Origin of the sequence: Pontibacillus sp. HMF3514, from assembly GCF_009858175.1 — a bacterium.
Classification (GTDB): domain Bacteria; phylum Bacillota; class Bacilli; order Bacillales; family BH030062; genus Pontibacillus.
This window is the reverse complement of record NZ_CP047393.1, coordinates 2,241,346-2,267,369: the sequence shown is the minus strand read 5'-3', so window position 1 is coordinate 2,267,369 and position 26,024 is coordinate 2,241,346. Positions and strand designations below refer to the sequence as shown.

The window sequence follows — 26,024 nt, the reverse complement described above, 5'->3', positions numbered from 1 at the left end:
GTGAATAAGATGGTAGAAGTAAAGCTTCATGATATTGGTGAAGGCATGACAGAAGCGGAAGTGTTGCATTATTTCGTGAAAGCAGGCGATTCTGTCAAAGCAGATGACCCACTTGTAGAAGTACAAACAGATAAAATGACAGCAGAAATCCCAGCTCCAGCAAACGGGACCATTGAGGAGCTTAAAATCGAAGAAGGTACAACCATATCTGTTGGTACAACCGTATTGGTCATGAATGCTGAAGGCGCTGTTCAAAAACAGGAAGAGTCGAAGCCTGTTGAAGAGGCTGCCCCACAAGCAGAACAAGTGCAAACGTCAAGTTCTGCAGCTACGGCTGTCCTGGAAAAAACGCAAGGGCGTGTTCTGGCATCTCCTTACACTCGTAAAATTGCACGTGATCATGGCATTGATATTGAAAGCGTTGAAGGAACAGGGCCTGCAGGAAGAATAATGGATGATGATGTGTATCGTTTCTTAGATGGAGGAGCTACTCAAGAAGTAGAATCTGCTGAAGAAAAACAAGAGGCTCCATCCCGAACTTTTGCTGACCAACAACCTGAATCTATTCCTTTTAAAGGGCGTCGTAAACAAATTGCGAAGAAAATGAGTCATTCCTTACATACGATTGCTCATTGCACGCATTTTGAGGAGATTGATGTGACCGATGTTCAAGAATGGCGAAAAGAATGGAAGAGTCTTGATCAAGGCGTATCCATGACAGCTATATTCATTAAGGCTATTTCCTTAACGTTAAAAGATTTCCCGATGTTCAATGCCAAGCTTGATGAAGAAAATGAAATGATTCATTTAGAAAAGGATCACCATATTGGCATTGCTACAGATACACCTGATGGGCTGATTGTTCCTGTTATCCATCATGTGAATCAGAAGTCTATTAAAGAAATCCATGAAGAAATGAAGGCCCTAACAGCTAAAGCTCAAAATAATGAGTTAACTAGCAAAGATATGACTGGTGGTACGTTTACCATTAGTAACGTTGGTCCTATGCAGGGGAGTATTGGTGCGACGCCAATCATTAACCACCCAGAAGTTGGACTAATGGCCTTCCATAAAACAAAGAGAAGACCTGAAGTTCGTGGTGATGATGAGATCGTCATTCGTTCAATGATGAATGTATCCATGTCCTTTGATCACCGTGTTGTAGATGGTGCTTCTGCCGTTACCTTCACCAATCGTTTTGCCCAGCTCATCGAGCATCCGAATCTAATTACACTGGAGTTGGTCTAATGGTTGTCGGAGAAATAGCAGAAGAAAAAGACGTTGTCATAATTGGTGGTGGACCAGGTGGATACAATGCCGCTATCAACGCCGCGCAGCACGGATTTCGGGTTACACTAATTGAAAAAGAACAGATAGGTGGAATTTGTTTAAATGAAGGATGTATTCCTTCAAAGGTCTATACAACAAGCGCTAAAAAACTATCTGAAGTACCTGGACTAAGTTCTTTTGGTATTGATGTTGGAGAACCAAGTTTTTCTTTGGAAAATTTACAATCCTATCGGGATCAAGTGGTCTCTACTTTGCGTAAAGGTGTCGAAGCGCTTTGTAAAAAGAATAAAATTGAAATGGTAGAAGGGCATGCGTCCTTTTTATCAGAGGATCGCATAGGTGTAGATAATGGTCATCAGTTTGATGTGTTTCATTTTAACCATGCTATTGTCGCTACGGGAAGTCGTCCAAGGCATGGACAGGGGATTGATATAGATCATAAACGCATTTTAGATTCAAGGTCCATTTTCCACTTAGAAGAAGTACCTGAACATTTAATTGTGTATGGAAGTGACTATATTGCACTTGAAGTTGCTATGAGCTACCATCAATTCGGCTCAAAGGTATCTCTTGTCTTGGATGGTGGAAAAAGTGAATTTGATTTTGATTCATCCATTAATAAAGAGCTAGGTCGATTGCTCAAGAAACAAAAAATTAAGCTCTATAAATCTTGTGAGCTGAAATCAGTTGAGAATCAAGGGGAAGGGACGCAAGTATCGCTCTTGAAAAATGAGGAAGTTGTACTTCTTGAAGGCTCTCATGCTTTTATATCCCTTGGTCATCTACCGAATTCTTCGGACCTTGGAATTGATCGATTAAAAATGGATATGAGTGAAGAAGGACATATTAAAGTAGATAAACAAATGAGATCGTCTATATCTAATATTTATGCTATTGGGGATGTAACAGAGGGGCCTGCATTAGCTGTGAAAGCTATTAAACAATCGGAAGTGGTTGCAGATACGATTGCAGGAAAACCGGCTGAATTTGACGGCACATTTTTGCCGACTGTCGTGCATTCCATACCACCTATTGCTTCTGTCGGGTTAACAGAAGAAGAAGCAAAAGATCAATATGTTGATATACGTGTTGCCCAATTTGGTTATGGTGGGAATGGATTTGCCACAGTTCATGGTAAACGTGAAGGGTTCATTAAGTACATTGTGGATGATGCCACAGATCTAGTCTTAGGTTTCCATGGATTAGGTGAAGGAGCTGTTGAACTCGTTTCAACAGGTACAGTCGCTCTAGAAATGGTGGCGCGAGATGAAGACTTGAAGTTTCCGCACTATCCTCACCCAAGCTTTAATGAGTCTATCTCATTAGCAGAGTTTACAACGAAACAGGAAAAGGTTAAGTCTTAATAAAGAAGCTATGAGATTTCTATAGGAGTCTCATAGCTTTTTTTGTCTGAGTGTTGGTATTACTGGATATTCAGAGCAATACGTTTATTTTAATAAATGAATCGGACTCAATTTGAACAATTAGGGAAGCAAATGGGGGAGCAAGCTATCGTTATAAAAGAGAATCCGAATAGACCATTAATTTATCTGAACTTGTCCTAATCCTTAATTACGCATACAATATACATAGGACTCTTTAGACTTAATATTTATTGCAGAAAGGATGGAGTTATAATGGATCAAAATTTCACCATAAAAGTTAAGCAGGAAGGGGAAGTTTACGATATTGAGCCTGTAAAGGGCAAATCCTTGCTTGCAACAGCATTTGAACAAGAAATCCCTTTAGATTATAAGTGTCAAAAAGGGAACTGTACTCGCTGTAAGGTTGAGCTAGTAAATGGACAGGATATCGTAAACAAACCAACTCCAAAAGAACATGAACAAATTGAGGATCAATTAAGCGAAGGGTATCGACTTGCTTGTCAGACTGTCCCATTAAAATAATAGGATACATAGAAAAGCTCTCCATATTTGGAGGGCTTTTTGTTTTATATACACTTTCTTATGTGTGGAAATGGTACTATTTTCTAAAAGTAAGTTTAACCATATTACTATGCGGAAATAGAAAGATTAATACATCATTTAGATGTAAATAATAAACATTTTTTTACATTTCAGGAGGTTTTATTTATGGCTCAAAACCAAGGTAAAAGCGGGGAAAACCGTAAGAAATCAACTAATAAAGAGTATGGGCGTCAAGGTAAATACGCAAAAGGTAACAAACAAAATCGTAAAGAAGACGACAAATAATGATATCCCCCTTTTATAGGGGGTATTTTATTGGGAAAGTATTTGTAGAGTATTGTTAAATAAAACAAATTGAGTTAAAGCTTATGGAATAAATTCCTTAACAAAATTTATAATACTAATCGGATTACAGGAATAAGAGTATTCTCGTTGAATCCACTATAAAAACTTGGTAATATGGGCATATACCATAACGTTATTTAAAGGAGCTTCGTATATATGGATTTCAATATTTTTATGCAAGACGTAGTTGGTCAAGCACGCCAAGAAATTGAAGATGCAGGTTATACACAGTTAACGACACCAGAAGAAGTAGATCAAGCTTTGCAACAAAAGGGAACAACACTTGTTATGATTAACTCTGTATGTGGTTGTGCAGGTGGCATCGCGCGTCCTGCTGCAGCACATGCGATTCATTATGATAAGCGCCCAGATCAGTTAGTTTCTGTTTTCGCTGGTCAGGACCGTGAAGCTACAGACCGTGCACGTGAATATTTTGTAGGGTACCCACCATCTTCTCCATCTTTTGCGTTTCTAAAAGACGGAGAGATTGTAACGATGGTTGAACGTCATGATATTGAAGGATTTGACCCAATTAAAGTTGTGAATAGGCTCCAACAAATCTTTGAGGAACATTGTGAAGAAATTTAACTAAGGAAGATGGTCATATGGCCATCTTCTTCGTATGCCTACAGCTTTTTTCTTAAAGGAGTTACGAACGTGAAAATCGGATATCGAACAATCAAAACAGCTACAGGTACACCAATTGCCATATGGATTGCACAAATGCTATCTTTAACGAATTTTGCGTCTGCGGGTATTTTAACGATTTTATGTATTCAGAATACAAGAAAGCGGTCCATTGTTAGTGCATCTTCTCGATTTGCAGCTTGCCTTTTAGCTATGCTTTTTTCTTTTTTAATTTTTGAAACGGTGGGATATCACCCTCTTGCAATTGGGTTAATGTTAATCCTTTTTATTCCTGCGACTGTAAAGCTCAACATTAAAGAAGGGATCGTTACCAGTTCCGTTATTATTCTTCATTTATATTCCTATAAAAACATAGATCAGGAAACGCTTTTAAATGAATTTTTATTAATTGTGGTTGGGATTGGTGTAGCACTCTTATTAAATCTGTATATGCCAAGCTTAGAAGGGAAATTGCGTGAAAAGCAACGATTGGTTGAAGATAACTTTCAAGTTATGCTAAAAGAAATTGCAACCTTTTTACGTACAGGTGATCAGATGTGGTCAGGAAAGGAATTAACGGATACGGCTTCATTGTTAGAAGAAGCAAAATCCTTATCGTATAAAGACGTAGAAAACCATATATTACGTAACCATCATGCGTATTATCATTATTTTCAAATGCGCTTGAAGCAATTCGAATTACTTGAGCGAATGTTACCGCTTATAAGTCGAATTCACCATACTTCAGAGCAATCGATTATGATTGCTGACTTTTTTGATGAGTTAGCTGATCATGTACATCCAGGTAATACGGCTGTTATATTCTTAGAGCAAATTAAAGAGATGAAGCAGAAATTTAAAGAAAGCGATCTACCTGAATCACGTGAGGAATTTGAATCAAGAGCAAGTCTTTTCACATTGCTTAATGAAATTGAACAATACCTCATTATTAAACGATCCTTTAAAAAAAGCGATATTTAATATTCCATTCAAAGTAGGGCAAGCTATTTCAAAATGATTTCCAAAAGGAGGTCGGTTATTTGAAAAGCTTGCTCGCTTTTATTTTGTTGACTACATCCCTCATCTGGCCAATCGGTGAAAATCCTTCACCTGGCTATCCATTTTTAATTGTGAATAAACTAACGAATCAGTTGGCATATGTGGATGATAACGAAGTGAAGAATGTGTATCATGTAGCGACGGGTAAGAAAGACGATCTTACCCCAGAAGGGTTGCATACGATTACGATAAAAGCAGTGAATCCTTACTATCGAAAGCTCGATATACCTGGGGGAGATGAGAAAAACCCTTTAGGTTCTAGGTGGATTGGGTTTGATGCTGAAGATACGAACGGAAGGATTTACGGAGTTCACGGTACAAATCGTCCAGAATCCATTGGTCGGTACATTTCAAATGGATGTATTCGAATGAAAAATGAAAAGGTTGAAGAGCTCTTTGATCGGATCCCAATTGGCACAAAGGTTTTAATTGTATCAAGTAATGAATCATTTGAGTCATTGGCTAGAGAGTATCATGCGATTGATCCCATAATAGAAGCGCCCCCATTTTTTCGGTAATGGGGGCGTTTTGTTACTTCTTTGCTATCGACATTCTTTATTTTCTCATTTTCCAAAGACGGATAGGTTTTAGAAGAGGAAGGTGTAAAGAAATAGATCGCTACGGCTAACAAGAAGAATGAAAGAAGGGATATGTATATTTTTTTATGTTTCATAGATTTGCCTCACTTCCAGTTTTATGTATTTAGAGGGTAACATACTCAATCTCAAACCTCTATTTTTCATGTAAAATAATCCCTATTTATTTTAAAATCTACCATATATACCTCAGTGAAGCGGTTCCTCATGAAAAAATTTTTGAAAAATTTGAAGTTCTATCGATCATCTATAATCCCAGTTGTGCCAACGAAAGAAAGATTTGTTTGTTCAGTTCAATCAACTACATCTATTCCTTAAGAACAAAAAGAATGTACAATTTATTCTGTACAAAAAGTTAGATATCTATTATGATAATAAACGTACTTAAAAGAGAGGACGATTAGATGAAAACGAAATTAATTGATTGGCCCACGTTTATAGGGGCATTTTTCTTACTACTAGCTGTTACAGTTCCACTTATCATTTTCCCAGAAGCAGGTGGGGAAGCTGTATTAGCTGCGAAAGATTACATGACAAAGAATTTCGGCGTTATCTTTATGATTGTAGGTTTAGGAATCTTTTTATTCCTTGTCTACGTAGCATTTAGTAAAAATGGACATATTAAATTAGGCGATAAAGATGAAAAACAAGAGTTTAGTACATTTTCTTGGGCAGCAATGCTATTCTGTGCAGGAATTGGTTCTAGTATTTTATATTGGGGTACGATTGAATGGGCGTACTATTATCAATCTCCACCTTGGGGAATGGAAGCAGGATCCAAAGAAGCTATTCAGTGGGCAAGTGCTTATGGTATTTTCCACTGGGGTCCAATTGCATGGGCGATCTACACGCTTCCAGCTCTTCCTATAGCGTATTTCTACTATGTTCGTAAGAAGCACGTGTTAAAAATCAGTGAAGCTTGCCGTCCACTGATTGGTAAAAAAGCAGACGGTCCAATCGGAACCCTTATTGATGTATTGTTTATGTTCGGCTTAATGGGTGGTGCAGGTACAACATTAGCACTAGGAACTCCGATGATTGCACAAGGTATTTCCCAGCTAACTGGAATTGAAGTTACTCTCGGATTAAAAACTGCTATTCTAGTAATCTGTACAGTTATTTTCGCGATTAGTGCTTATACTGGCTTGAAAAAAGGTATCAAGATCTTGAGTGACGTTAACTTATGGTTAGCATTTTTCCTTCTAGCATTTGTGTTTGTGTTTGGCCCTACACGCTTTATTGCAGAAACAACTACAAATAGCATTGGCTTATTGATGGATAATTTCTTCCACATGAGTACATGGACAGCACCGTTCTCAGGAATGAGCCCATTTGCTGATACGTCATTCCCTGAATCATGGACGGTATTCTACTGGGCATGGTGGCTTGTGTATGCACCATTTGTAGGTCTGTTTATCGCTAAAATCTCCCGTGGACGTACAATTCGTCAAATGATTTTAGGAACGATGATTTATGGAACATTAGGCAGTGTTCTTTTCTTCGGAGTTATTGGTAACTTCGGAATGTATATGCAAATGACAGGTCAGTTTGATGTTATTTCGGTTCTAAATAACCAAGGTGCACCATATGCGATTATGTCAATTATGAACCAGCTTCCAATGGCACCTGTTATGATTACAGTATTTACTATTCTAGCGATTATTTTCTTAGCAACAACATTTGACTCTAGTTCTTACATTCTAGCTTCTGTAGTACAAAAACACGTAGAAGAAGAACCACTACGCTGGAACCGTTTATTCTGGGCATTCGCTCTTTGCTTACTTCCGTTAACATTGATGTTCCTTGGTGGACTTGGAACGCTGCAAACGGCAAGTATCGTAGGAGGATTCCCATTACTCATCATTATGGTTATGCTTGCTTGGTCATTTATGAAAGCTTCCAATGCAGATATCAAAGCATCTGATGAATATACATCTAAGACGATTTCACTCGACCCTACAGAAACTCGTCGTCATGAAAATCAAGAACGACAGGATAAGAAAGAACAAGCAAGTTAAGCTTTATTAACCCCCTACATTTATATATAGAAATACAAGGCTGCACTTTTTATGGTGCAGCCTTGTTTTATGAATTGAGTGCGTTGAGCTTGGGCAGGAGGTGTAATCCCTCGGATAGAAGCAATAATCCCTCGGGTAACCACTGTATTCCCCCGGGTAGGTATCTCTTTCCATAAAGAAAGGGCCTTTACACTTAAAAAAGGGCACCTGCTATGCAGTGTGCCCTTTCATATTTCATCTATCATTTCTTATAAGAACATGGACGCGCCAGCTAACAGGGATGTTAAAAGCATAGAAATGATCATAAGATAGATAATCACTTTTTGACGCTTTTCACGTTTGGATGGCTTACGTTCTGCAACTTGCTCTGTCTGTTTCTTCGCAGTTTTTGATGCCATTTAGTTGTCCTCCTTCGTACGAAGTGCTACTCACATTTTAACCTGAATTTTCAAAATGGACAAGGCTATGTCTGAAAATGATGTATCAAACTATCGATCAATTCATGATACAATAAGATTATCTGAAAATTGAAAGGGTTTTCTTGTGGATTTATAGAAAGATAAAGGATTAGGGACGAATCGTAGAAGGAGGAGTAGCCATGAGTTCAACATATCATGACAAAAAAGAACAATGGAAAAAGGAAGCAGACAAAGTTACTGAACGATTTCCTGAACGTAAAGACACATTCGAGACGAGCTCTCATATAGAGATCGATCGTTTATATACGCCTGAAAAGTTAGATGAACAATATGTCGAAAAATCAGGATTTCCTGGGCAATTCCCATACACACGGGGAATCCAACCAACGATGTACCGCAGCCGTTATTGGACAATGAGACAATACGCAGGTTTTGGTTCAGCGAAAGAAACGAATGAACGATTCCGTTATTTACTAGAACAAGGTCAAACAGGTTTGTCGGTAGCATTCGACCTACCAACTCAAATTGGGTATGACTCTGATGATCCGATGGCTGAAGGGGAAGTTGGGAAAGTTGGAGTTGCCATTGACTCGTTAGCTGATATGGAAACGTTATTTGATCAGATTCCACTAGATAAGGTTTCCACATCTATGACCATTAATGCACCTGCATCCGTACTCCTTTGTATGTACATAGCGGTGGGAGAGAAGCAAGGGGTTTCAAAAGACAAGCTAACTGGAACTATTCAAAATGATATTTTAAAAGAATACATTGCCCGTGGGACATATATTTATCCACCAAAACCATCTATGAGAATTATTACAGATATTTTTAGTTATTGTTATAAGGAAGTTCCTCGCTTTAATACCATTAGTATTTCCGGTTATCACATTCGAGAGGCAGGAGCTACAGCCGTCCAGGAGCTTGCGTTTACGATTGCGAATGGCATGGCTTATGTTGATGCTGCGTTAAAGTCAGGGCTTGAGGTTGATCAGTTTGCTCCTCGTTTAGCTTTCTTCTTTAATGCACATAATCAGTTCTTTGAAGAAGTGGCGAAGTTCAGAGCAGCTCGTCGTATTTGGGCAAAAATCATGAAAGATCACTATAAAGCTGAGAATCCAAAGAGTTGGAAATTACGTTTCCACACCCAAACAGGTGGTTCAACACTTACAGCCCAGCAGCCTGATAACAATATTGTCCGAGTGGCTATTCAAGCACTATCTGCTGTTATGGGAGGAACGCAAAGCTTACACACAAATTCTCGTGATGAAGCGTTAGCGTTACCAACTGAGGAATCTGCACGTATTGCGTTACGCACACAACAAATCATTGCAAATGAGAGTGGCGTAGCTGATACGGTCGATCCATTAGGTGGATCTTATTATGTTGAACACTTAACGGACAAGATGGAGGAAGAAGTTAACCAGTACTTAGAACAAATTCGTGACTTAGGTGGTGCAGTTCAAGCTGTTGAAGAAGGGTTTATGCAGCGAGAAATTCATCATGCAGCATATGAAGCGCAGAAAAACATTGAAAATGGGGATGACATCATCGTTGGATTAAACCAGTTCCAAATAGATGAAGAGGTGAATCCTGAACTGTTACGTGTGGATGAAACATTAGAGAAAAATCAGATCAAGAAAACAGAAGACATCCGTAATACACGAGATCAGGCTAAAGTTGAGCAAGCGCTCGATCAGATTAAGCAAGCCTCACATGATGAACACACAAACTTAATGCCGCTTATTTTAGAGGCTGTGAAAGCTTATGCAACAGTCGGTGAGATCTGTAACGTGCTTCGTAAAGAATACGGCGAATATACAGGCATGTAGGGAAAGGAGTTTAACTATGAATCGAAAAATACGTGTACTAATCGCAAAACCAGGGCTTGATGGACATGACCGCGGTGCACTCGTTATTGCTCAAGCATTGCGAGATCATGGGATGGAGGTTATCTATACGGGTTTACGTCAATCCCCAGGTCAAATTGTTCAAGCTGCTATTCAAGAGGATGTTGATGTTATTGGATTATCCTCTTTATCTGGAGCTCATAATTCTTTATTTCCTAAAGTCGTAGAACTTTTAAAAGAGAATCAGGCAGAAGATATTCCAGTTATTGGTGGGGGTGTTATCCCATATGAGGACATCCCACCTCTTGAGAATGGCGGTGTAAATAAAATCTTCACTCCAGGAAGTCCAACTGAAGAAATTGCAAAATATATTAAGAGATTAATAGATCCTGAAGCATCATCTAGTCTAGAACCTCCTGAGAAGATTGCTCATATTGGTATTGCAGTTAGCAACATTGAACACGCATTACCGTTTTACACAAATACATTAGGGCTTAGATTACAAAATGTTGAGGAAGTGAAGTCAGAAGGTGTGAAAGTAGCCTTTATTCAATTAGGTGAAACACAACTTGAACTATTAGAACCAACTCATGAGGATTCTCCAATCGCTAAGTATATTGAAAAGCGAGGAGAGGGGATCCATCATATAGCTCTTGAAGTGAAAGATATTCATGAACGTCTTCGTCAATACAAAGAAGATGGAATCGACCTTATCCACGAAGAGGCAAAAGCAGGAGCTCACGACTCTCAAGTAGCTTTCTTACATCCAAAAGCAGCAAATGGCGTACTATTTGAACTTTGTCAGCATGAGGAGGGCAAATAATGGATATTTTTGATAAGATTAATGAACTTTATGATAAACGTAGAAATGTTGAATTAGGCGGTGGTGATGACCGCATTGAAAAGCAACATGAAAAAGGGAAAATGACTGCACGTGAGCGTATCGATTACCTGCTTGATGATGGGACATTTGTTGAACTAAACGCATTTATGGAACATCGTAATACGGACTTCGGAATGGAAGGAAAAGAAGCTCCTGGAGAAGGTGTCGTAACAGGTTTTGGGAAAGTAAACGGAGAAGATGTGTATCTGTTTGCACAGGACTTTACGGTATTTGGTGGAGCACTGGGCGAAATGCATGCGAAAAAGATTGCTGCTGTTATGGATTTAGCAGCCGAAAATGGAACCCCTTTTATCGGTTTAAATGATTCTGGCGGAGCTCGGATTCAAGAAGGGGTGTCTTCCCTTGATGGCTACGGTCAGGTGTTTTATCGCAACTCGATCTATTCCGGTGTAATTCCTCAGATTTCTGTCATTATGGGGCCATGTGCAGGTGGGGCTGTTTATTCTCCAGCCATTACGGATTTTGTCATTATGGTGGAAAAAACGTCGCAAATGTTTATTACTGGACCAAAAGTTATCGAAACGGTAACAGGTGAACAGATAAGCTCTGAAGGTTTAGGGGGAGCTCAAGTCCACAACAGTAAAAGTGGGAATGCTCACTTAAAAGCCTCTTCAGAGGAGGAAGCATTAGACCAAGTACGTGATCTAATTAAGTATCTTCCTGCTAATAATCAGGAAAAACCGAAACAAATTGAAATGGATGATGAGGACCACTATCGTCCTGACTTAACCGATTTAATTCCTTTTGATCCGATTCGACCTTACGATGTACGTACGGTCTTAGATCAAGTGGTTGATGATGGTTCATTTTTTGAGATCCATCCAGACTTTGCAAAAAACATCGTAGTTGGTTTTGCGCGTCTAAAAGGAAAAACAATTGGGTTAGTATGTAATCAACCGAAGTATATGGCCGGTGGATTAGATATTGATTCCTCTGATAAAGCATCTCGTTTTATTCGTTTCTGCGATTCATTTAACATCCCTTTAATTACTTTTGAGGATGTTACCGGATTCTTTCCAGGGGTTAAGCAGGAACATGGTGGAATTATCCGTCATGGTGCGAAAATTTTATATGCATATTCTGAAGCAACTGTTCCTAAAATTACAGTTATTACGCGTAAAGCTTACGGTGGAGCTTATGTTGCTCTGAATAGTAAGTCCATTGGAGCGGACCTAGTGTACGCATGGCCAAACGCCGAGATTGCTGTCATGGGACCTGAAGGAGCGGCCAATATCATTTTTGCTAAGGATATTCAAAATAGTGATGATCCTGAAGCCACGCGTCAGGAAAAGATTGATGAATACCGTGAAAAGTTTGCGAATCCTTATGTTGCGGCTGGATTAGGTATGGTAGATGATGTTATCGATCCAAGAGAAACACGTATTTCTCTAATTCAGGCGTTGGATATGTTAAAGAATAAACACGTAGAACGACCGAAGAAGAAACACGGAAATATCCCTCTGTAAAGGGGATGTGTTTGACACGTACAAGGCGTTCCGCTAACGTACTAATAGAGCGTGTTTTCAGAAGGCAAAGCACATGAATATGTGTTTTTACATATGAAGGAGGAAAAGACATGCCAAGCATCAATCGAGATAGACTAATCGAAGAATTTCTAGAACTTGTTCAAATCGATTCTGAAACTGGGGATGAAGCAGAGATTGCCCAAGTTCTTACCAAAAAATTCACGGACCTTGGTGTTGAGGTTACGGAAGATGATACAAAGGAAGAAACCGGCCATGGCGCAGGGAACTTAATTTGTAATCTTAAAGGAACAATAAAAGGAGTAGATACAATCTACTTCACATCCCATATGGATACAGTTCTACCTGGTAAAGGTGTTAAACCTTCTATTGAAAATGGTTATATCGTGACAGATGGGACAACCATCCTTGGCGCAGATGATAAAGCGGGTGTAGCTGGCATTTTAGAAGCGATTCGTTCTCTAAAAGAGAACAACATTGAGCACGGTGATATTCAGTTTATTATTACAGTCGGTGAAGAGTCCAGCCTAGTAGGGGCAAAAGCGCTTGATCCGAAGCACTTAAAAGCGAAATACGGCTATGCTATTGATAGTGATGGATTAGTAGGGAATATTGTAGTAGCAGCACCAACACAAGCAAGAATCAATGCAGTTATTAAGGGCAAGACAGCTCATGCTGGTGTTGCACCTGAAAAAGGTATCTCGGCTATTACATTAGCTTCTAAAGCGATTTCGAAAATGCCATTAGGACGCATAGATGATGAAACGACTGCAAATATTGGACGTTTTGAAGGTGGTCAAAAAACAAACATTGTATGCGATCATGTGGAAATCCTAGCTGAGGCAAGATCTCTAGTTCCTGAAAAAATGGAAGAACAAGTAGAGAAGATGCGAAAAGCATTCAAAGAAACAGCTGAAGAAATGGGTGGAAGTGTAGACATTGACGTTCAGGTCATGTACCCAGGATTTAAACATGAAGCGGGCGAGCAAGTAGTTGAAGTAGCGAGAAAAGCAGCTGAAAAAATTGGTCGTTCTAGTGAGCTTCTAACAAGTGGCGGCGGAAGTGATGCTAATATCATCGCTGGACATGGTATTCCGACTGTTAACCTTTGCGTAGGTTATGAGGAAATTCATACAACCAACGAACGCATGCCACTTTCTGAGTTAGAAAAAACAGCTGAGATGATTTTAGCCATTATAGATGAAGCATCAAATGCATAACAAAAAACGCATGAGGGCGAAAACCTCATGCGTTTTTTGTTATGATTGGTCCTCGATCCAGTCCCTTCATATCTAAACAGGCAATTTCAGGTTTATATCTACCTTTTTTCCTATGAATTCCAGAAAGACATAATCCAATTGTAGTAATTTCTGTAAAATATATTGAAAATTCAAAATAATACATATATTCTATAGATATGATATAGAGAAGGGTGATGATATGGAGAAGATTATTTCATTAGTCGAATTGTGGGACATGTTCGAAGTAGCGATTTTGGTTAGTTTGGTAGGAGCTTTGATTGGGCATTACAAACGTAACGCATGTATTTTGTTGCCGATTATTAGTATTGATTATCGTTTTGATGGTTTTAAAGAGCTTCATCTGTCGTCTCATGGCCCTGTTCTGAAAGGGGTATTGTGGGGATTAACGACCCTGAAAGCTGCCGTGTTATTTTTGTTGTTTTTATTAGGATTTCGTTTTGGAGAAAATAAAGAGACAGATCCAATCCTTTTTGAGTTAGGGGTGCTTGGAGATTTATTAATTGGTGCTGGAGCTGGGGTGATTGCCAAAAGTACAGTCTCGTTAACAGGGACAGAAAATCCATTGTCGATTATTGTTACGTCACTATTAGCGGGATTTGCTGGTTTATCTTATATTCAAAAGTTTCAAGAGCAATCTTTGGATAACGCAACGATTGAATATCAAGAGAAACTAGATCGAATTGAGGAGTATGGTAATAGCACACAGCATACAAGCTCTTCTAATGAAGTAGCGGCTACCCATGAGAAGAAATCATATAACAAATAAGGAAGAGGTTTTGTATGAAAGTATTGGTATCAAGTAAAGAGAAATGGCAATTAGAGCAACATCTTGGGGTTTTGAACAACCCAAATGAGTCCATTGCCAAACGCAGACTTGCCAAAAGCAAGTTTGATTTGATATATAATCGTGCAGCTACACGTTCTTATGCATTTACTAAAACCCAAAGTAGGGGTAAAAAGCTTGCACAATTGAATGAAGGGGAGCATTAGAAACCTCCATCACATTGAGAGCCATATGTGATGGAGGTTTTCTATTTATCCGAATACTTTAGAAGATGTGGTTTAATAAAGAACCATAAACTAATTACAAAACTAATAAAAGCAAGAGACCAGATAAAGAAGGTGAATATCATATTAAATACGTTGCCCAATGGATGATGTGAATAAGTATGCATACCAGAAAACAGGTTGATAGCCCCTATTGAAAATAGAGCGTAGAACGTCATTAGGAATCCATAAGCTTTATGGTTTCGTTTCGTTTTAATCCATACAACCAAAGTTGTGAACACAGTTAGCGTCATACATACTACATAGATACTTAAAATGATGAGTGATAATTGAACCTCAATGAACATGATATTCCCCCTTAATGATTGAAGAGTCACATAACACGAATATATACAATATATGTTATAATACCATATAGAACTTATGTTCCATGTTAAGAGTGAATAAAATTTTACCTAAGAAGCAATTCGACGTAGTGAAAATTTTGAAAGAATGAAGTATAAGCGCAACTAACCCTCTGTCTGCGCCTTATAAGGCTTGCCAATCGGCAAGTTTTCTTTAGAAGATTGAAGAAGGGTGTAGCAGTATGTCGAAATACTATCCGAAAAAGGGACGCGTTATTTTTCACGTAGATATGAACAGTTTCTATGCTTCAGTGGAAATGACACGCAATCCAGAATTGAAAGGAAAACCTCTTGCCATAGCGGGAAATCCTGAAGAGCGTAAAGGAATTGTTGTTACAAGTAGCTATGAAGCTCGTGCTAAAGGTGTTAAAACCACGATGCCTTTATGGGAAGCGAGACGGTTATGTCCTGAGTTAATTGTGATGCGTCCAAACTTTGAGCATTATCGTGAAGCTTCTCGTGAGATTTTTTCGATTCTGTCTGACATTACACCCTATGTCCAACCTGTATCGATTGATGAAGGATACATGGATATTACAGAATGCGAAGATCAGGGGACACCTTTAGAGATCGCAGAACGTATTCAACAAACTATTTTAGATAGATTAGAGTTACCTTGTTCAATTGGAATTGCCCCAAATAAGTTTCTAGCAAAAATGGCTTCCGATATGAAAAAGCCGATGGGGATTACCGTATTACGGAAAAGAGATATTTCACATAAACTTTGGCCAATGGAGATTGGTGAGATGTATGGTGTTGGGCAAAAGACAGCTGAAAAATTACAATCAATTGAGATTCGTAAGATCGGTGATTTAGCTAAAGCGGATGTTATGCAACTAAAAAGTCTTTTGGGCATTAATGGAGAACGTTTACGAAACCGGGCTAACGGCGAAGATAATCGCCCTGTTGATCCCGATGCGGTTTCAGAATTTAAAAGTATTGGAAACTCACAAACATTGCCGCATGATACAACAGATGAACAGGAGATCCAACGCTTAATTAGGCGGCTGTCTCAAAAGGTTGCAGATCGTATGGACCGAAAAGAAGTCTATGCTCGAAATCTCCAGATCATGATTCGTTACCACGATCGGAAAACGATTACGAGAAGTAAACAGCTCCATGATTATATTCATCAAGTAGATGATATTTATGAATATGCTATGAGGTTATTAGAAGAGCATTGGAATCAGGACCCCATTCGTTTATTAGGTGTAACCGCTCAAGACTTAACGGAAAAACAAGATGCAGCTATGCAGTTGAACTTGTTTACTTATGAAGAAGAAGCTAAACATGAAAAACTCTATTCGACAATCGATCAACTCACTGAAAAATATGGTTCAAATCCTTTTAAGAAATTAAAGACTCCCAATAATAGCAAGGCACCAACAACAAGTTTTCAAAAGGATTTTTTAGATGATTATAGAAAGAAATAAGTAAAAGGGCATGCAAAAAGCATGGCTCTTTTTTTTGTGGATTTTTTGAAATGAATAAAGTTTTATGTTTCAAAAATTTGTTGTAATCTGAAAATCCTTATAGTACTATGATAGTAGAAAATGAAACATTTAGAATTATATATTTCAAAAAATATTATTGGAGATGAGCGTATGAGTATTGTTTTATCAAACGTTAACAAAATTTATAAAAGTGGTGAAGTCAATGTTCATGCATTAAAAGAAGCATCCATAGAAATTCCAAACAAAAAGATTGTTGCCATTTTAGGGCCATCAGGGTCTGGAAAATCAACTTTACTTAATGTAATTGGAGGAATTGATCGACATGACAGTGGTTCGATTCAAGTTGATGATCATCAATTAGATAAAATGAAAGACAAAGATTTAACGGAGTATCGCCGTCATTCACTAGGGTTTATTTTTCAACAGTATAATCTGATTCCAACTTTAACTGTAGAAGAAAATGTTGAGGTAGGAAGACAATTAAGTCAAAACCCTCTAGATATGAAAGATATTTTAGAAAAAGTAGGGATGTGGGATAAAAAAGATAAATTCCCTCATCAGTTAAGTGGAGGAGAACAGCAGCGTGTTGCTATTGCACGAGCGCTCATCAAAAATCCAAGGGTGCTCTTGTGTGATGAACCTACTGGAGCATTAGATGAAGAGACAGGAAAGAAAATATTGAAATTACTACAGTATGTAAACGAGACTTATGGAACAACTGTATGTATTATCACGCATAATAATGGAATTGGAGAAATGGCACATAAAGTTATACGTATGAAGAGTGGGGAGATTACTGAACACTTTTATAATGAAGCGCCTGTTGATCCAGAGAAGGTGAACTGGGTATGATTTTACGAAAAAGTATTTTACGTCATATTACAGAGAAGAAATTTCAATATTTCGGCGTAATTGTATTACTTCTTATATCGATCATGCTATATGTGTCCATGTCGATGGCCATATCAACATTGGATACGCGTAATCAGCAATTTAAAGAATCATATAATCAAGAAGACTTTCATTTTATTGTGAGCGAAGATATTCATGAAGAACAGCTTTCCGCATGGGAAGATAACTTTGATGTCCAACTTGAAAAACGTTCATATACGGATGTGGAATATCAATCAGAAGACACAACACTTCGTGTGTTCTCTTTAACAGATGAGATTAATAAGCCCTATATATCAGAAGGTGAATTGCCTGAAAAGCAAGGAGAGATTGCCGTTTCTCCACCTTTTGCTAAGGCACACAACCTTAAGGTAGGGGATTCAATTAATGTGAATAATCAGGAACTTAAGGTTACAGGAATGATGTATCTTCCTGATTATATTTATATATTAGAAAGAGTTAGTGATCTAATAAATGATCCTAAGTCATTTGGACTTGCGATAACAGGCAAGGATACGTTAAATAACCTATCAAATAAATCAGTTGCTCAAGTGATGGGGGAAGGACTAAGTGAAGAAGAAATTGCTTCATTTAAAGATAACGTAGTAGAAAACTATTCTTTATTGAGATGGATGAACTCTAACGAAAATCCACGTATTGAATTTGTGGAATCAGAAATTGAGAGTTCTGAAGCGGTCATTACCACTCTACCGTTATTTATTTTAGTCTTATCAGTCATGATGGTGCTAATGATCTTGAAACGCCAACTGGACTTACAGCGTAAAGAAATAGGTACTTTAATGGCATTGGGCTATCGAAAGAAAGAGTTAATGAGACATTATTTGTCACACGCAGGTGTAATTGGAATCATAGGAACTCTATTAGGACTAATTGCAGGAGCTGTACTATCCATTCCATTTACCAATTTATATTCTGAATATTACAATCTTCCAAGTATTTCTTACTTTGATTGGGATGTAATGGTTTTAGTCATTGGATTCATTGTTCCAAATGTGGTCTTACTGATCATGACTTATTTTGTGATTCGTAAACCATTGAAACAATCGCCACTGGATTTGTTGTCACCTAAGGATGTCTCTAAAGGGAAGAAATCCATGTTTGAGCGCTTACCTTTCTTTAAAAAAGGAAACTTTATTTCTCGCTTTCGATTACGTTTACTCGTAAGGAAAAAGACACGTGCTATCTATATCTTTATAGGTGTCATGTTCTCTTCCATTCTATTAATATTTGGATTTGTAACGTATAACTCTATGGATGATATCGTTGAGACCACTTATAAAAAGATTTTCACCTACGACTATGGAGTGTATTACAATTCCCTTCAGCAGGGTAGTCTAGAGGAGGGAGCAAGTCCTTTTACAAACGCTGAAATTAGCGTCCAGCAACTGAATGGGAAAGAGGATATAAAAGTTGATCAGAAAGTTTCCATTTATGGTGTGAAACCAGAAAGTGATCAAATTCAACTTCTAAATGATGATGAAGAGATATTGAATGAGAGAGCTGAAAAGGGATTTGTTGTTAGCAAGCCATTGGCTTCCGTTTTAGAATTAGAAAAAGGTGATGAACTTACCATAGGGAATGCATATAACGATAAAACGATAACTAAAGTAGTGGAAGGCGTAGCGAATGTGTACATTGGCTTTTCAGTATATTATCAACTTGATGAAGTTAACTCCTTTATAGGTTATCCGGAAGGTGTTTACACTGCAAAATGGACGAATACTGAACCAGGTGATTCAGGAAATATTTTGTATGTTGAAAACAAAAAAGATGCTATCGAAAACTTTGAATCCACATCTGAATTAACGCGTTATTCTGTTATGGGGATCGCTGGATTTGCATTTCTGATTGGTGTCATTGTACTAACACTAATAACAAACCTTATCGTTGAAGAGAATTCACCTTCTATTTCCTTGTTAAAGGTTATGGGATATAAGGATAATGAAATTTCGAAAATGGTTTTAAATGTTTATACACCAATCGTATTTATAACTTATATGGTGTCGATTCCTATTGCTTATTATAGTATTGATGGAATGATGACCTCCTTAGTAGAACAAACAGGGTTCTCACTACCAGTTAATTTAAACTGGTTTATGATTGTTCTTGGATTTGTGATTATTATGGTTACGTATTTCGTATCTCTATGGATTTCGAAGCGTAAGTTGAAAAAGGTATCTTTACAAGAAGCGTTGAAAAAACAACAGGATTAGAAAGATGAATTCCCAGGAGGCGTCTAACGATACATTGAAAAGTAAGTGTTGAAAAGAGAAAATAGCATTTAATAAAGGACGAAATCGAATAAGATTGCGTCCTTTTCTTTTGACAATTGAAACCTTTGCTTTTATATAAGCGTCCTATTATTAAACTACAAAATGACCAGGAGGAGATAAGGTGAACTCACTTCGGTTTGTTGATGTCTTTGTTCTTGGAATTTGTTCATATTTAGCTTATGAAAAAGGACTAGAATTAAATGCTATTGGCACAAATGTAGACGGAGAGGGGATTGGAATTAGTTTTATAGGTTTGCCTGTCGCTGACCGTGTTCCTGAATCAAACATCCCGCAATACACCAAAGGATTTGTAGTTTTTAGCATAAGCTTAGGAATTGTTAGCTTATTCCTTTTGTTCCTCCCATTCATAAAAAAACTCATACCTTCTATTAAAAACCAATAGAAAAACTATTAGAGTGTGTGAGGTATATATTCTTAACAGATCGTTTCAAAATAGAGATAAGGAGTGAGAAAGTTGTTTTATAGAAGGAAGTTTTACATTGTTAGAAATGAATTTGTTGAAGTTTTCAATGCTCATTTTAATGAGACTAACTTACCTAATCAAATAAAACATGGAGCACGTCTAATAGGAAGATGGATGATCGCTAATGATGAAACAACTACTGAAATATTTGCTATTTGGGAGTATGACAGTTATGAGAAATATAAAGAAATTGAAACCAATGTTAGAGGTGACCAAGAACATGTGAGTAGAGTTAATGCATGGTATGATAAACATGGCGGGAGAGATTATGTCATCAAAAATTACCTATTAGAAGTACGGAATGAGCAGTTAGAGACAACGTTGAATGAGTCATGTTTTGAGGGAGATTTTAATAATGAAAGAAATAGTGTTTGTAACGACGAATAAAAGGTAAAGTTGCTTCTGCTCAGAATGACTTAAAGAATATAATGGTTTTACCTATGCTGAGTTGAATGAACCACGGAGCGATGATATTAAAGAAATCGCAAAACAAAAAGTAATACAAGCTTATAACATAGTGAAACGCCCATGTATTGCCTTGGATTCTGGCTTTTTTATAAAAGAGTTAAATGGTTTTCCAAGAGCTTATGTTAACCATATGTTTGACACGATTGGTATCAATGGGATATTAAAGTTGTTAAGAGGCAAGGAGAATAGGTATTGTGAATTTAGATCTTGCTTAGCTTACTATGATGGTGTAGAAATTAGGTACTTTGAAAGTAAATCCCCAGGTACTATTTCACATCAGTTAAGAGGTTCAGATAATGAGAAAAAGTGGTCTGAACTTTGGTATATATTTATTCCCCAGCGTTTTAACAAAACACTAGCTGAATTTACTGAAGAGGATTTTGAAAGATATAACAATGTTAAAGAAGATTCTTGCATGATTCAGTTCGGAAAGTGGTATAACACTATCGGTTAAAAAGTATCTGAAACTTTTATAGAGCCATGATCGTAATATTGATAAGAATTAAAAATATAGGAAGGGCGAACACTATGGAAAACATAAGTGAAACACATGAAAAACTGCATGAGGAAATTAGTCAATTGAATAAACGATTAGATTCCATCGAATGTAAACTTAATAACAAGCCGCGGAATTCTTTGGGAGATAACATTTGGGTACTGGTCCCGGTAGCAGCAATTATTATGTGGGGATTAACAAACATATATTAATTGTACCGGAAATAAAAAAATTAGAGGAACTTCCTAAAGGGGAAGCTCCTCTTTTTCTTTCTTACACCATAATAGTGTCCCAACTCATATTAAAATACTTTCGTTGTCCAATCCTCACAATTCCAAACGTCAGTCACAATATCCTGATAAAAGTCTGGTTCGTGCGAGATAAGAAGTACACTGCCTTTATAATCCTTTAAAGCTCGTTTAAGTTCTGCTTTTGCGTCAACATCAAGGTGATTTGTCGGTTCGTCTAGGACCAGTAGGTTGGTTTCTTTGTTGATTAACTTACAAAGTCGAACCTTAGCTTTTTCCCCACCACTTAGTACCTGGACCTTACTTTCAATATGTTTCTGAGTAAGACCGCATTTCGCAAGAGCTGAACGTACTTCATATTGTGTGAAGTGACGGAACTCTTCCCATATTTCTTCGATACAAGTATTGTTACTGGTTTCTTTCAGTTCCTGTTCAAAGTAGCCGATATGAAGGTGCTCACCTTGTTGAACGGAGCCTGATACAGGTTGGATTTCACCAAGGATACTACGTAACAGCGTGGTTTTACCGATACCATTTGCTCCAGAAAGTGCAATCTTTTGATTACGTTCCATTACTAAATTGAGCGGTCTGGATAAAGGTTCATCATACCCGATTACAAGATCATTTGTTTCAAAAAGATATTTTCCAGGTGTGCGTGCTTGCTTAAAATTGAAATGTGGTTTCGGCTTTTCAGAATCCAGTTCAATAACATCCATTTTATCAAGTTTTTTCTGGCGAGACATTGCCATTTTACTTGTAGCAGCATTGGCTTTATTGCGGGCTACAAAGTCTTTTAGGTTGGCAATTTCTTTTTGTTGCTTCTTATAAGCTGCTTCAAGCTGTTGTTTTTTCATGTCATATACACGTAGAAACTCATTGTAATCCCCAGGGTATCTAGTGAGCTCCTGGTTTTCCATATGATAAATAAGGTTCACGACACTGTTTAGGAATGGAATATCGTGTGAAATTAAAATGAATGCATTTTCGTACTCTTGAAGATAGGTTCTTAGCCATTCAATATGCTCAACATCCAAGTAGTTTGTTGGCTCATCTAGTAGTAAAATATCCGGTTTCTCTAATAATAGTTTGGCTAGTAGAACCTTTGTACGTTGGCCACCACTTAGGTCATGAACATCACGTTCTAATCCAATCTCATTCAAACCAAGACCATTGGCAACTTCTTCTACTTTGGCATCGATTGTATAGAAGTCATTGTTCGTTAATGCATCTTGGATGCGACCGGTTTCTTCAAGTAGATCTTCAAGTTCCTCAGGATCCACTTCTCCCATTTTGGCAAAAAGCTGATTCATCTCCGTTTCCATATCAAAAAGATATTGGAATGCTGTTCTTAGAACATCTCTAATGGACATGCCTTGTGCCAAGTCTGCATGCTGATCCAAGTATCCCACTCGAACATGTTTTGACCAGCTTACTTTACCAGCATCAGGTTCTAATTTACCTGTAATTATATTCATAAATGTGGACTTACCTTCACCATTTGCTCCAATAAGTCCAATGTGTTCACCTTTTAATAAACGGAAAGAGACGTCATCGAAAATAGCTCGGTCTCCGAAACCGTGGCTTAAGTTATTTACTGTGAGTAAACTCATGATTGATACACCTTTCTACAATTCATTCATGCTTATCTATTATAAAGGTCATAGGAAGAATGCGATAGAGGGTAGAAGAAGAATTATTTGGATTACTTGTATGCAACCATTTAGTTGCATATAATAGGAGTAGGAAGGGGGACTTGAAAATAGATAAAGTCTTTAAAGCGTTAGCTGACGCCAATCGAAGAACGTTACTTGATCAACTTTATAAAAAAAACGGACAAACCTTACATGAATTAGTCCAACATCTAGACATATCAAGGCAAGCTGTTACGAAACATCTATCTATATTATCTGAAGCTAATTTAGTTATTGAAGTTCGCCGTGGAAGAGAAAAGCTACATTATCTAAATTCAGCTCCTATAAGGGACATTTACAATCGGTGGATAAGCAAATATGACCACCATCGAATGGAAGCGTTAGATGATTTGAAACACCAATTGGAGGAGGAGAATGATGGGTAATCAAACTTTTGTGTACGTAACGTATATCGCAACGTCACCTGAAAAATTATGGGAAGCCTTAACAAGTCCGGAATTTACTCAAAAGTATTTTTTCGGTACAAAGGTACAATCCGACTGGCAGGAAGGTTCTGAGGTTAAATACTTTCGAGGTAATGGTGAATTGGATGTGTTTGGGGAAGTACTTAAGTCGAAGCCAAATGAGATCTTAACGTTTACTTGGAACCATGTTGATGATTCAGAGCGTGAAAAACCAACTGTGGTGACATTTGAACTTCAACAATTTAACGAAACAGTGAAGTTAACCCTTTTACACGAAAATCTAAAAAAAGAAGATTTCTTTAAGAGAGAGGATGCCTTCATGGGAGTAAATAACGGATGGCCAGCAATTATGAGTAACTTGAAGAGTCTTGTGGAAACCGGTAAAACGTTATCACCTATGGATATATAATACTTAGCTTCTAACACCGCTTTTATTGGCGGTGTTTTTTTGGGGGGTATGCTATACAGAAATATGGAAGGATACTTAAATAAGGATCTCGAATAAAAAGGAGGGATTGTAAATAAACAGGGGGCTATATAATGAAAAATATAGAAATCCAATATAAAAATTAATCAAATTTAAATGCTCGAGACATGTTATTCGATATATTATTTCTCTTACCTGAACTTTTATTTTTACCATTTCGACTAGTGTTTTATCTGTTAAGAGGGATGGGGAAGTTTATAGGGGAAATATTTAATGTATAAGATTTTATAACTTAAAGCAATTAAGATATACATATGCTTATGATAGAACTATACATAGAAGACCCGTTTATAAACGGGTCATTCTTCATTACAGGTCATTTTTGCCTTTTCTTCCTTGCTTCGAATTACGATTAGCTGCGCGTTGCATATCTTCACGGTTCTTGGATTCATTGGTAAGCTCAACATTTTCCAAGCTTTCTGTAGGTGTATTATTGTTGCGTAATGCTGCATCATGTGCGACTTTACGTTTCGTCATCGTGATGCCTCCTTTCGATAACATAGTTTGCGTAACTCTGCTTAATATCATGCGTTAGCAAGATAATCCTCCAACTCACCCATTACCTCATTATAATGTTCCCCATCTTTAAAATCGTTTGCCTTCCAATGGTCTTGAATCCACTGATATAGTTCTAGAGGCGAGTTGAAAACCTCTCCAGATGTGTCTGCTTTTCGAATCATATAGCGCCCATTATCATCATCAATAGTGACTTCACATGGATAAGCGCCTTCACGACTTTGTAGTTGAAATTCCAATTTGGACATCTCCTTCTTGAGTAAACTTACCTCTTTTAGAAATACTAACAACTAAGAGGAGGGTTGATCGATGTCAAAGAAACGTGAGAAAAATGAAGAAAGCCATAACGAAATGTCTGAAGCTTTCAATGCCAATATTGAAATCAATAATGCATTTAACAACCAAGATGGAGATGATGGTCAAACTGAAGGTGAATCTTTAGCTCATCATTATTTAAATAACAACACTCCAGCTATTGATGTTACTGCAGAAGGTGAACGAAAAAGTGATATGGAAAAAGAATTAGAAAATCACGATTAGGCAAAACAAAATCCTACCGTAATGAGGTAGGATTTTGTCATTTGTAATCACTTCCAAAAATTATCCTCTTCTTCTTCCTTTGCTTCCTCATCGACATAGCCATCTGTTTCATGATAGTGAAGCTCTCCAACTACAGACATCATGCCTGATTCATCAAGGTCTTCTTCATATTCTTCGTGAGATGGGTTTGGATACACTTTTACTTCTTTCCCATACATATCGACACCAGTAAAGTTTTCATAATCCTCAACATAGTTAACGGGTTCATCAGAGTTAATGTAGGTATCACTATAGTCATCGATATCCTGCCCTGAAAAATCAGAAGGTGTCTCAGATGTGCCATAGCGTGCTACATCTTGCCAAGAATCCTCAGAATCGTAAAAGTTCGTTTCGGATTCTTCATCAGACATTCGACGTAATCCCGATTGAATGATTTCTTCCTCAACGGGACGACGTTCATGTTCTTCTTGGTCACGGCTGTGTTCTATACAAAAAGTCGTTGTAGGTAATGCTTCGAGACGTTCAATAGGTATGTCTTTTCCACATTCCTCGCATTGACCATAAGATCCTTGGTTCATACGCTCTAAGGCATGATTAATGTTTTTTAGCTCATCTTCAGCGTGTTCATTTAAAGCGATGTCTTTTTCGCGCTCATATAGATAGCTGGCATTATCACCAGGGTGGTTGTCATAATTCGATAATTCATCTACAGACTCTTGAAAGGATGCTGTTTCAAGATCATAATGATCGTTTTGCTCTAGATGAGAGAGCAATTCTTGTTTTTGCCTCTGAAGTTGTTGCTTGAAAGAGGCTTGTTGTTGTGAAGTAAGCATGTA

General features: G+C 37.6%; 29 protein-coding genes. 23 read left to right on the top strand and 6 right to left on the bottom strand.

Annotated elements, in window-relative coordinates; all coding sequences use genetic code 11:
* Nucleotides 1-9: 9 nt before the first annotated feature.
* The 7 genes from GS400_RS11770 to GS400_RS11740 all read left to right on the top strand — a co-directional run bounded on the left by GS400_RS11770 (nt 10) and on the right by GS400_RS11740 (nt 7,863).
* On the top strand, nt 10-1,248 hold the full coding sequence (locus tag GS400_RS11770; protein WP_160102021.1) for a dihydrolipoamide acetyltransferase family protein: 1,239 nt from the start codon (nt 10-12) through the stop codon (nt 1,246-1,248).
* Nucleotides 1,248-2,654, top strand: a complete 1,407-nt coding sequence (gene lpdA / locus GS400_RS11765) for a dihydrolipoyl dehydrogenase (protein WP_160102019.1) — start codon at nt 1,248-1,250, stop codon at nt 2,652-2,654. Before GS400_RS11770 ends, lpdA begins: the two co-directional genes overlap by 1 nt.
* Before the next feature lie 273 nt (nt 2,655-2,927).
* The gene (locus tag GS400_RS11760; protein ID WP_160102017.1) at nt 2,928-3,197 is read left to right on the top strand and encodes a 2Fe-2S iron-sulfur cluster-binding protein; all 270 of its coding nucleotides are present in this window, start codon (nt 2,928-2,930) and stop codon (nt 3,195-3,197) included.
* Nucleotides 3,198-3,719: 522 nt separating this feature from the next.
* On the top strand, nt 3,720-4,151 hold the full coding sequence (locus GS400_RS11755) for a BrxA/BrxB family bacilliredoxin (protein WP_160102015.1): 432 nt from the start codon (nt 3,720-3,722) through the stop codon (nt 4,149-4,151).
* A 69-nt stretch (nt 4,152-4,220) separates the two neighbouring features.
* Complete coding sequence (locus tag GS400_RS11750) at nt 4,221-5,171, top strand: aromatic acid exporter family protein (protein ID WP_236560897.1); 951 nt, start codon at nt 4,221-4,223, stop codon at nt 5,169-5,171.
* A gap of 59 nt (nt 5,172-5,230) precedes the next feature.
* Nucleotides 5,231-5,767, top strand: coding sequence for a L,D-transpeptidase (locus GS400_RS11745; protein WP_160102011.1), 537 nt, complete (start codon nt 5,231-5,233; stop codon nt 5,765-5,767).
* Nucleotides 5,768-6,249: 482 nt separating this feature from the next.
* Nucleotides 6,250-7,863, top strand: coding sequence for a BCCT family transporter (locus tag GS400_RS11740; protein WP_160102009.1), 1,614 nt, complete (start codon nt 6,250-6,252; stop codon nt 7,861-7,863).
* Between the two features lie 248 nt (nt 7,864-8,111).
* Here the strand turns inward: GS400_RS11740 and prli42 are convergent, their stop codons facing one another.
* A complete protein-coding gene (prli42, locus tag GS400_RS11735) occupies nt 8,112-8,261 on the bottom strand; it encodes a stressosome-associated protein Prli42 (protein WP_160102007.1) in 150 nt (49 codons plus the stop codon).
* A gap of 200 nt (nt 8,262-8,461) precedes the next feature.
* Between prli42 and GS400_RS11730 the strand changes: the two genes are divergently transcribed.
* The 6 genes from GS400_RS11730 (at nt 8,462) to GS400_RS11705 (ending at nt 14,772) form a co-directional block, all read left to right on the top strand.
* On the top strand, nt 8,462-10,114 hold the full coding sequence (locus GS400_RS11730) for an acyl-CoA mutase large subunit family protein (RefSeq protein WP_160102005.1): 1,653 nt from the start codon (nt 8,462-8,464) through the stop codon (nt 10,112-10,114).
* Nucleotides 10,115-10,130: 16 nt separating this feature from the next.
* Nucleotides 10,131-10,955, top strand: a complete 825-nt coding sequence (gene mce, locus GS400_RS11725; protein WP_160102003.1) for a methylmalonyl-CoA epimerase — start codon at nt 10,131-10,133, stop codon at nt 10,953-10,955.
* Nucleotides 10,955-12,502 (top strand): acyl-CoA carboxylase subunit beta, encoded by a 1,548-nt coding sequence (locus GS400_RS11720; protein WP_160102001.1) that lies wholly within the window; start codon nt 10,955-10,957, stop codon nt 12,500-12,502. Before mce ends, GS400_RS11720 begins: the two co-directional genes overlap by 1 nt.
* A 110-nt stretch (nt 12,503-12,612) precedes the next feature.
* Complete coding sequence (locus GS400_RS11715; RefSeq protein WP_160101999.1) at nt 12,613-13,740, top strand: M20/M25/M40 family metallo-hydrolase; 1,128 nt, start codon at nt 12,613-12,615, stop codon at nt 13,738-13,740.
* A 220-nt stretch (nt 13,741-13,960) separates the two neighbouring features.
* The gene (locus GS400_RS11710) at nt 13,961-14,548 is read left to right on the top strand and encodes a hypothetical protein (protein WP_160101997.1); all 588 of its coding nucleotides are present in this window, start codon (nt 13,961-13,963) and stop codon (nt 14,546-14,548) included.
* 14 nt (nt 14,549-14,562) lie between these two features.
* Complete coding sequence (locus GS400_RS11705; protein ID WP_160101995.1) at nt 14,563-14,772, top strand: hypothetical protein; 210 nt, start codon at nt 14,563-14,565, stop codon at nt 14,770-14,772.
* A 41-nt stretch (nt 14,773-14,813) separates the two neighbouring features.
* Here the strand turns inward: GS400_RS11705 and GS400_RS11700 are convergent, their stop codons facing one another.
* The gene (locus GS400_RS11700; protein WP_160101993.1) at nt 14,814-15,137 is read right to left on the bottom strand and encodes a hypothetical protein; all 324 of its coding nucleotides are present in this window, start codon (nt 15,135-15,137) and stop codon (nt 14,814-14,816) included.
* 239 nt (nt 15,138-15,376) lie between these two features.
* Between GS400_RS11700 and GS400_RS11695 the strand changes: the two genes are divergently transcribed.
* The 7 genes from GS400_RS11695 (at nt 15,377) to GS400_RS11665 (ending at nt 21,493) form a co-directional block, all read left to right on the top strand.
* A complete protein-coding gene (locus tag GS400_RS11695; RefSeq protein ID WP_160101991.1) occupies nt 15,377-16,627 on the top strand; it encodes a DNA polymerase IV in 1,251 nt (416 codons plus the stop codon).
* Nucleotides 16,628-16,798: 171 nt separating this feature from the next.
* Complete coding sequence (locus tag GS400_RS11690) at nt 16,799-17,500, top strand: ABC transporter ATP-binding protein (protein ID WP_160101989.1); 702 nt, start codon at nt 16,799-16,801, stop codon at nt 17,498-17,500.
* A complete protein-coding gene (locus tag GS400_RS11685; protein WP_160101987.1) occupies nt 17,497-19,773 on the top strand; it encodes an ABC transporter permease in 2,277 nt (758 codons plus the stop codon). The genes GS400_RS11690 and GS400_RS11685 overlap by 4 nt, the downstream gene beginning before the upstream one ends.
* 181 nt (nt 19,774-19,954) lie before the next feature.
* Nucleotides 19,955-20,236 (top strand): hypothetical protein, encoded by a 282-nt coding sequence (locus tag GS400_RS11680; RefSeq protein ID WP_160101985.1) that lies wholly within the window; start codon nt 19,955-19,957, stop codon nt 20,234-20,236.
* A gap of 72 nt (nt 20,237-20,308) precedes the next feature.
* Nucleotides 20,309-20,704 (top strand): NIPSNAP family protein, encoded by a 396-nt coding sequence (locus tag GS400_RS11675; RefSeq protein ID WP_201450101.1) that lies wholly within the window; start codon nt 20,309-20,311, stop codon nt 20,702-20,704.
* 61 nt (nt 20,705-20,765) lie between these two features.
* Nucleotides 20,766-21,239 carry a non-canonical purine NTP pyrophosphatase gene (locus GS400_RS11670; protein WP_201450100.1) on the top strand — a complete coding sequence of 158 codons (474 nt, stop codon included), beginning with the start codon at nt 20,766-20,768 and terminating at the stop codon, nt 21,237-21,239.
* 74 nt (nt 21,240-21,313) lie between these two features.
* On the top strand, nt 21,314-21,493 hold the full coding sequence (locus GS400_RS11665; RefSeq protein ID WP_160101983.1) for a hypothetical protein: 180 nt from the start codon (nt 21,314-21,316) through the stop codon (nt 21,491-21,493).
* A gap of 89 nt (nt 21,494-21,582) precedes the next feature.
* Here the strand turns inward: GS400_RS11665 and GS400_RS11660 are convergent, their stop codons facing one another.
* A complete protein-coding gene (locus tag GS400_RS11660; protein ID WP_160101981.1) occupies nt 21,583-23,139 on the bottom strand; it encodes an ABC-F family ATP-binding cassette domain-containing protein in 1,557 nt (518 codons plus the stop codon).
* Between the two features lie 143 nt (nt 23,140-23,282).
* Here GS400_RS11660 and GS400_RS11655 point away from each other — a divergent pair, with 143 nt between their 5' ends.
* Both GS400_RS11655 and GS400_RS11650 read left to right on the top strand, forming a co-directional pair.
* Nucleotides 23,283-23,606: an ArsR/SmtB family transcription factor gene (locus tag GS400_RS11655; RefSeq protein ID WP_160101979.1), complete on the top strand. Its 324-nt coding sequence runs from the start codon at nt 23,283-23,285 to the stop codon at nt 23,604-23,606.
* Complete coding sequence (locus tag GS400_RS11650; RefSeq protein WP_160101977.1) at nt 23,599-24,054, top strand: SRPBCC family protein; 456 nt, start codon at nt 23,599-23,601, stop codon at nt 24,052-24,054. The genes GS400_RS11655 and GS400_RS11650 overlap by 8 nt, the downstream gene beginning before the upstream one ends.
* Nucleotides 24,055-24,441: 387 nt before the next feature.
* Here GS400_RS11650 and GS400_RS20050 read toward each other — a convergent pair whose 3' ends face one another.
* On the bottom strand, nt 24,442-24,609 hold the full coding sequence (locus GS400_RS20050) for a hypothetical protein (RefSeq protein ID WP_027446078.1): 168 nt from the start codon (nt 24,607-24,609) through the stop codon (nt 24,442-24,444).
* 47 nt (nt 24,610-24,656) lie between these two features.
* A complete protein-coding gene (locus tag GS400_RS11645) occupies nt 24,657-24,887 on the bottom strand; it encodes a hypothetical protein (RefSeq protein WP_160101975.1) in 231 nt (76 codons plus the stop codon).
* Between the two features lie 70 nt (nt 24,888-24,957).
* On the opposite strand from GS400_RS11645, the gene GS400_RS11640 reads away from it, so the two are divergent.
* Complete coding sequence (locus GS400_RS11640) at nt 24,958-25,188, top strand: hypothetical protein (protein ID WP_160101973.1); 231 nt, start codon at nt 24,958-24,960, stop codon at nt 25,186-25,188.
* A 47-nt stretch (nt 25,189-25,235) separates the two neighbouring features.
* Here the strand turns inward: GS400_RS11640 and GS400_RS11635 are convergent, their stop codons facing one another.
* Nucleotides 25,236-26,021, bottom strand: a complete 786-nt coding sequence (locus tag GS400_RS11635) for a TraR/DksA C4-type zinc finger protein (RefSeq protein ID WP_160101971.1) — start codon at nt 26,019-26,021, stop codon at nt 25,236-25,238.
* Nucleotides 26,022-26,024: the final 3 nt, after the last annotated feature.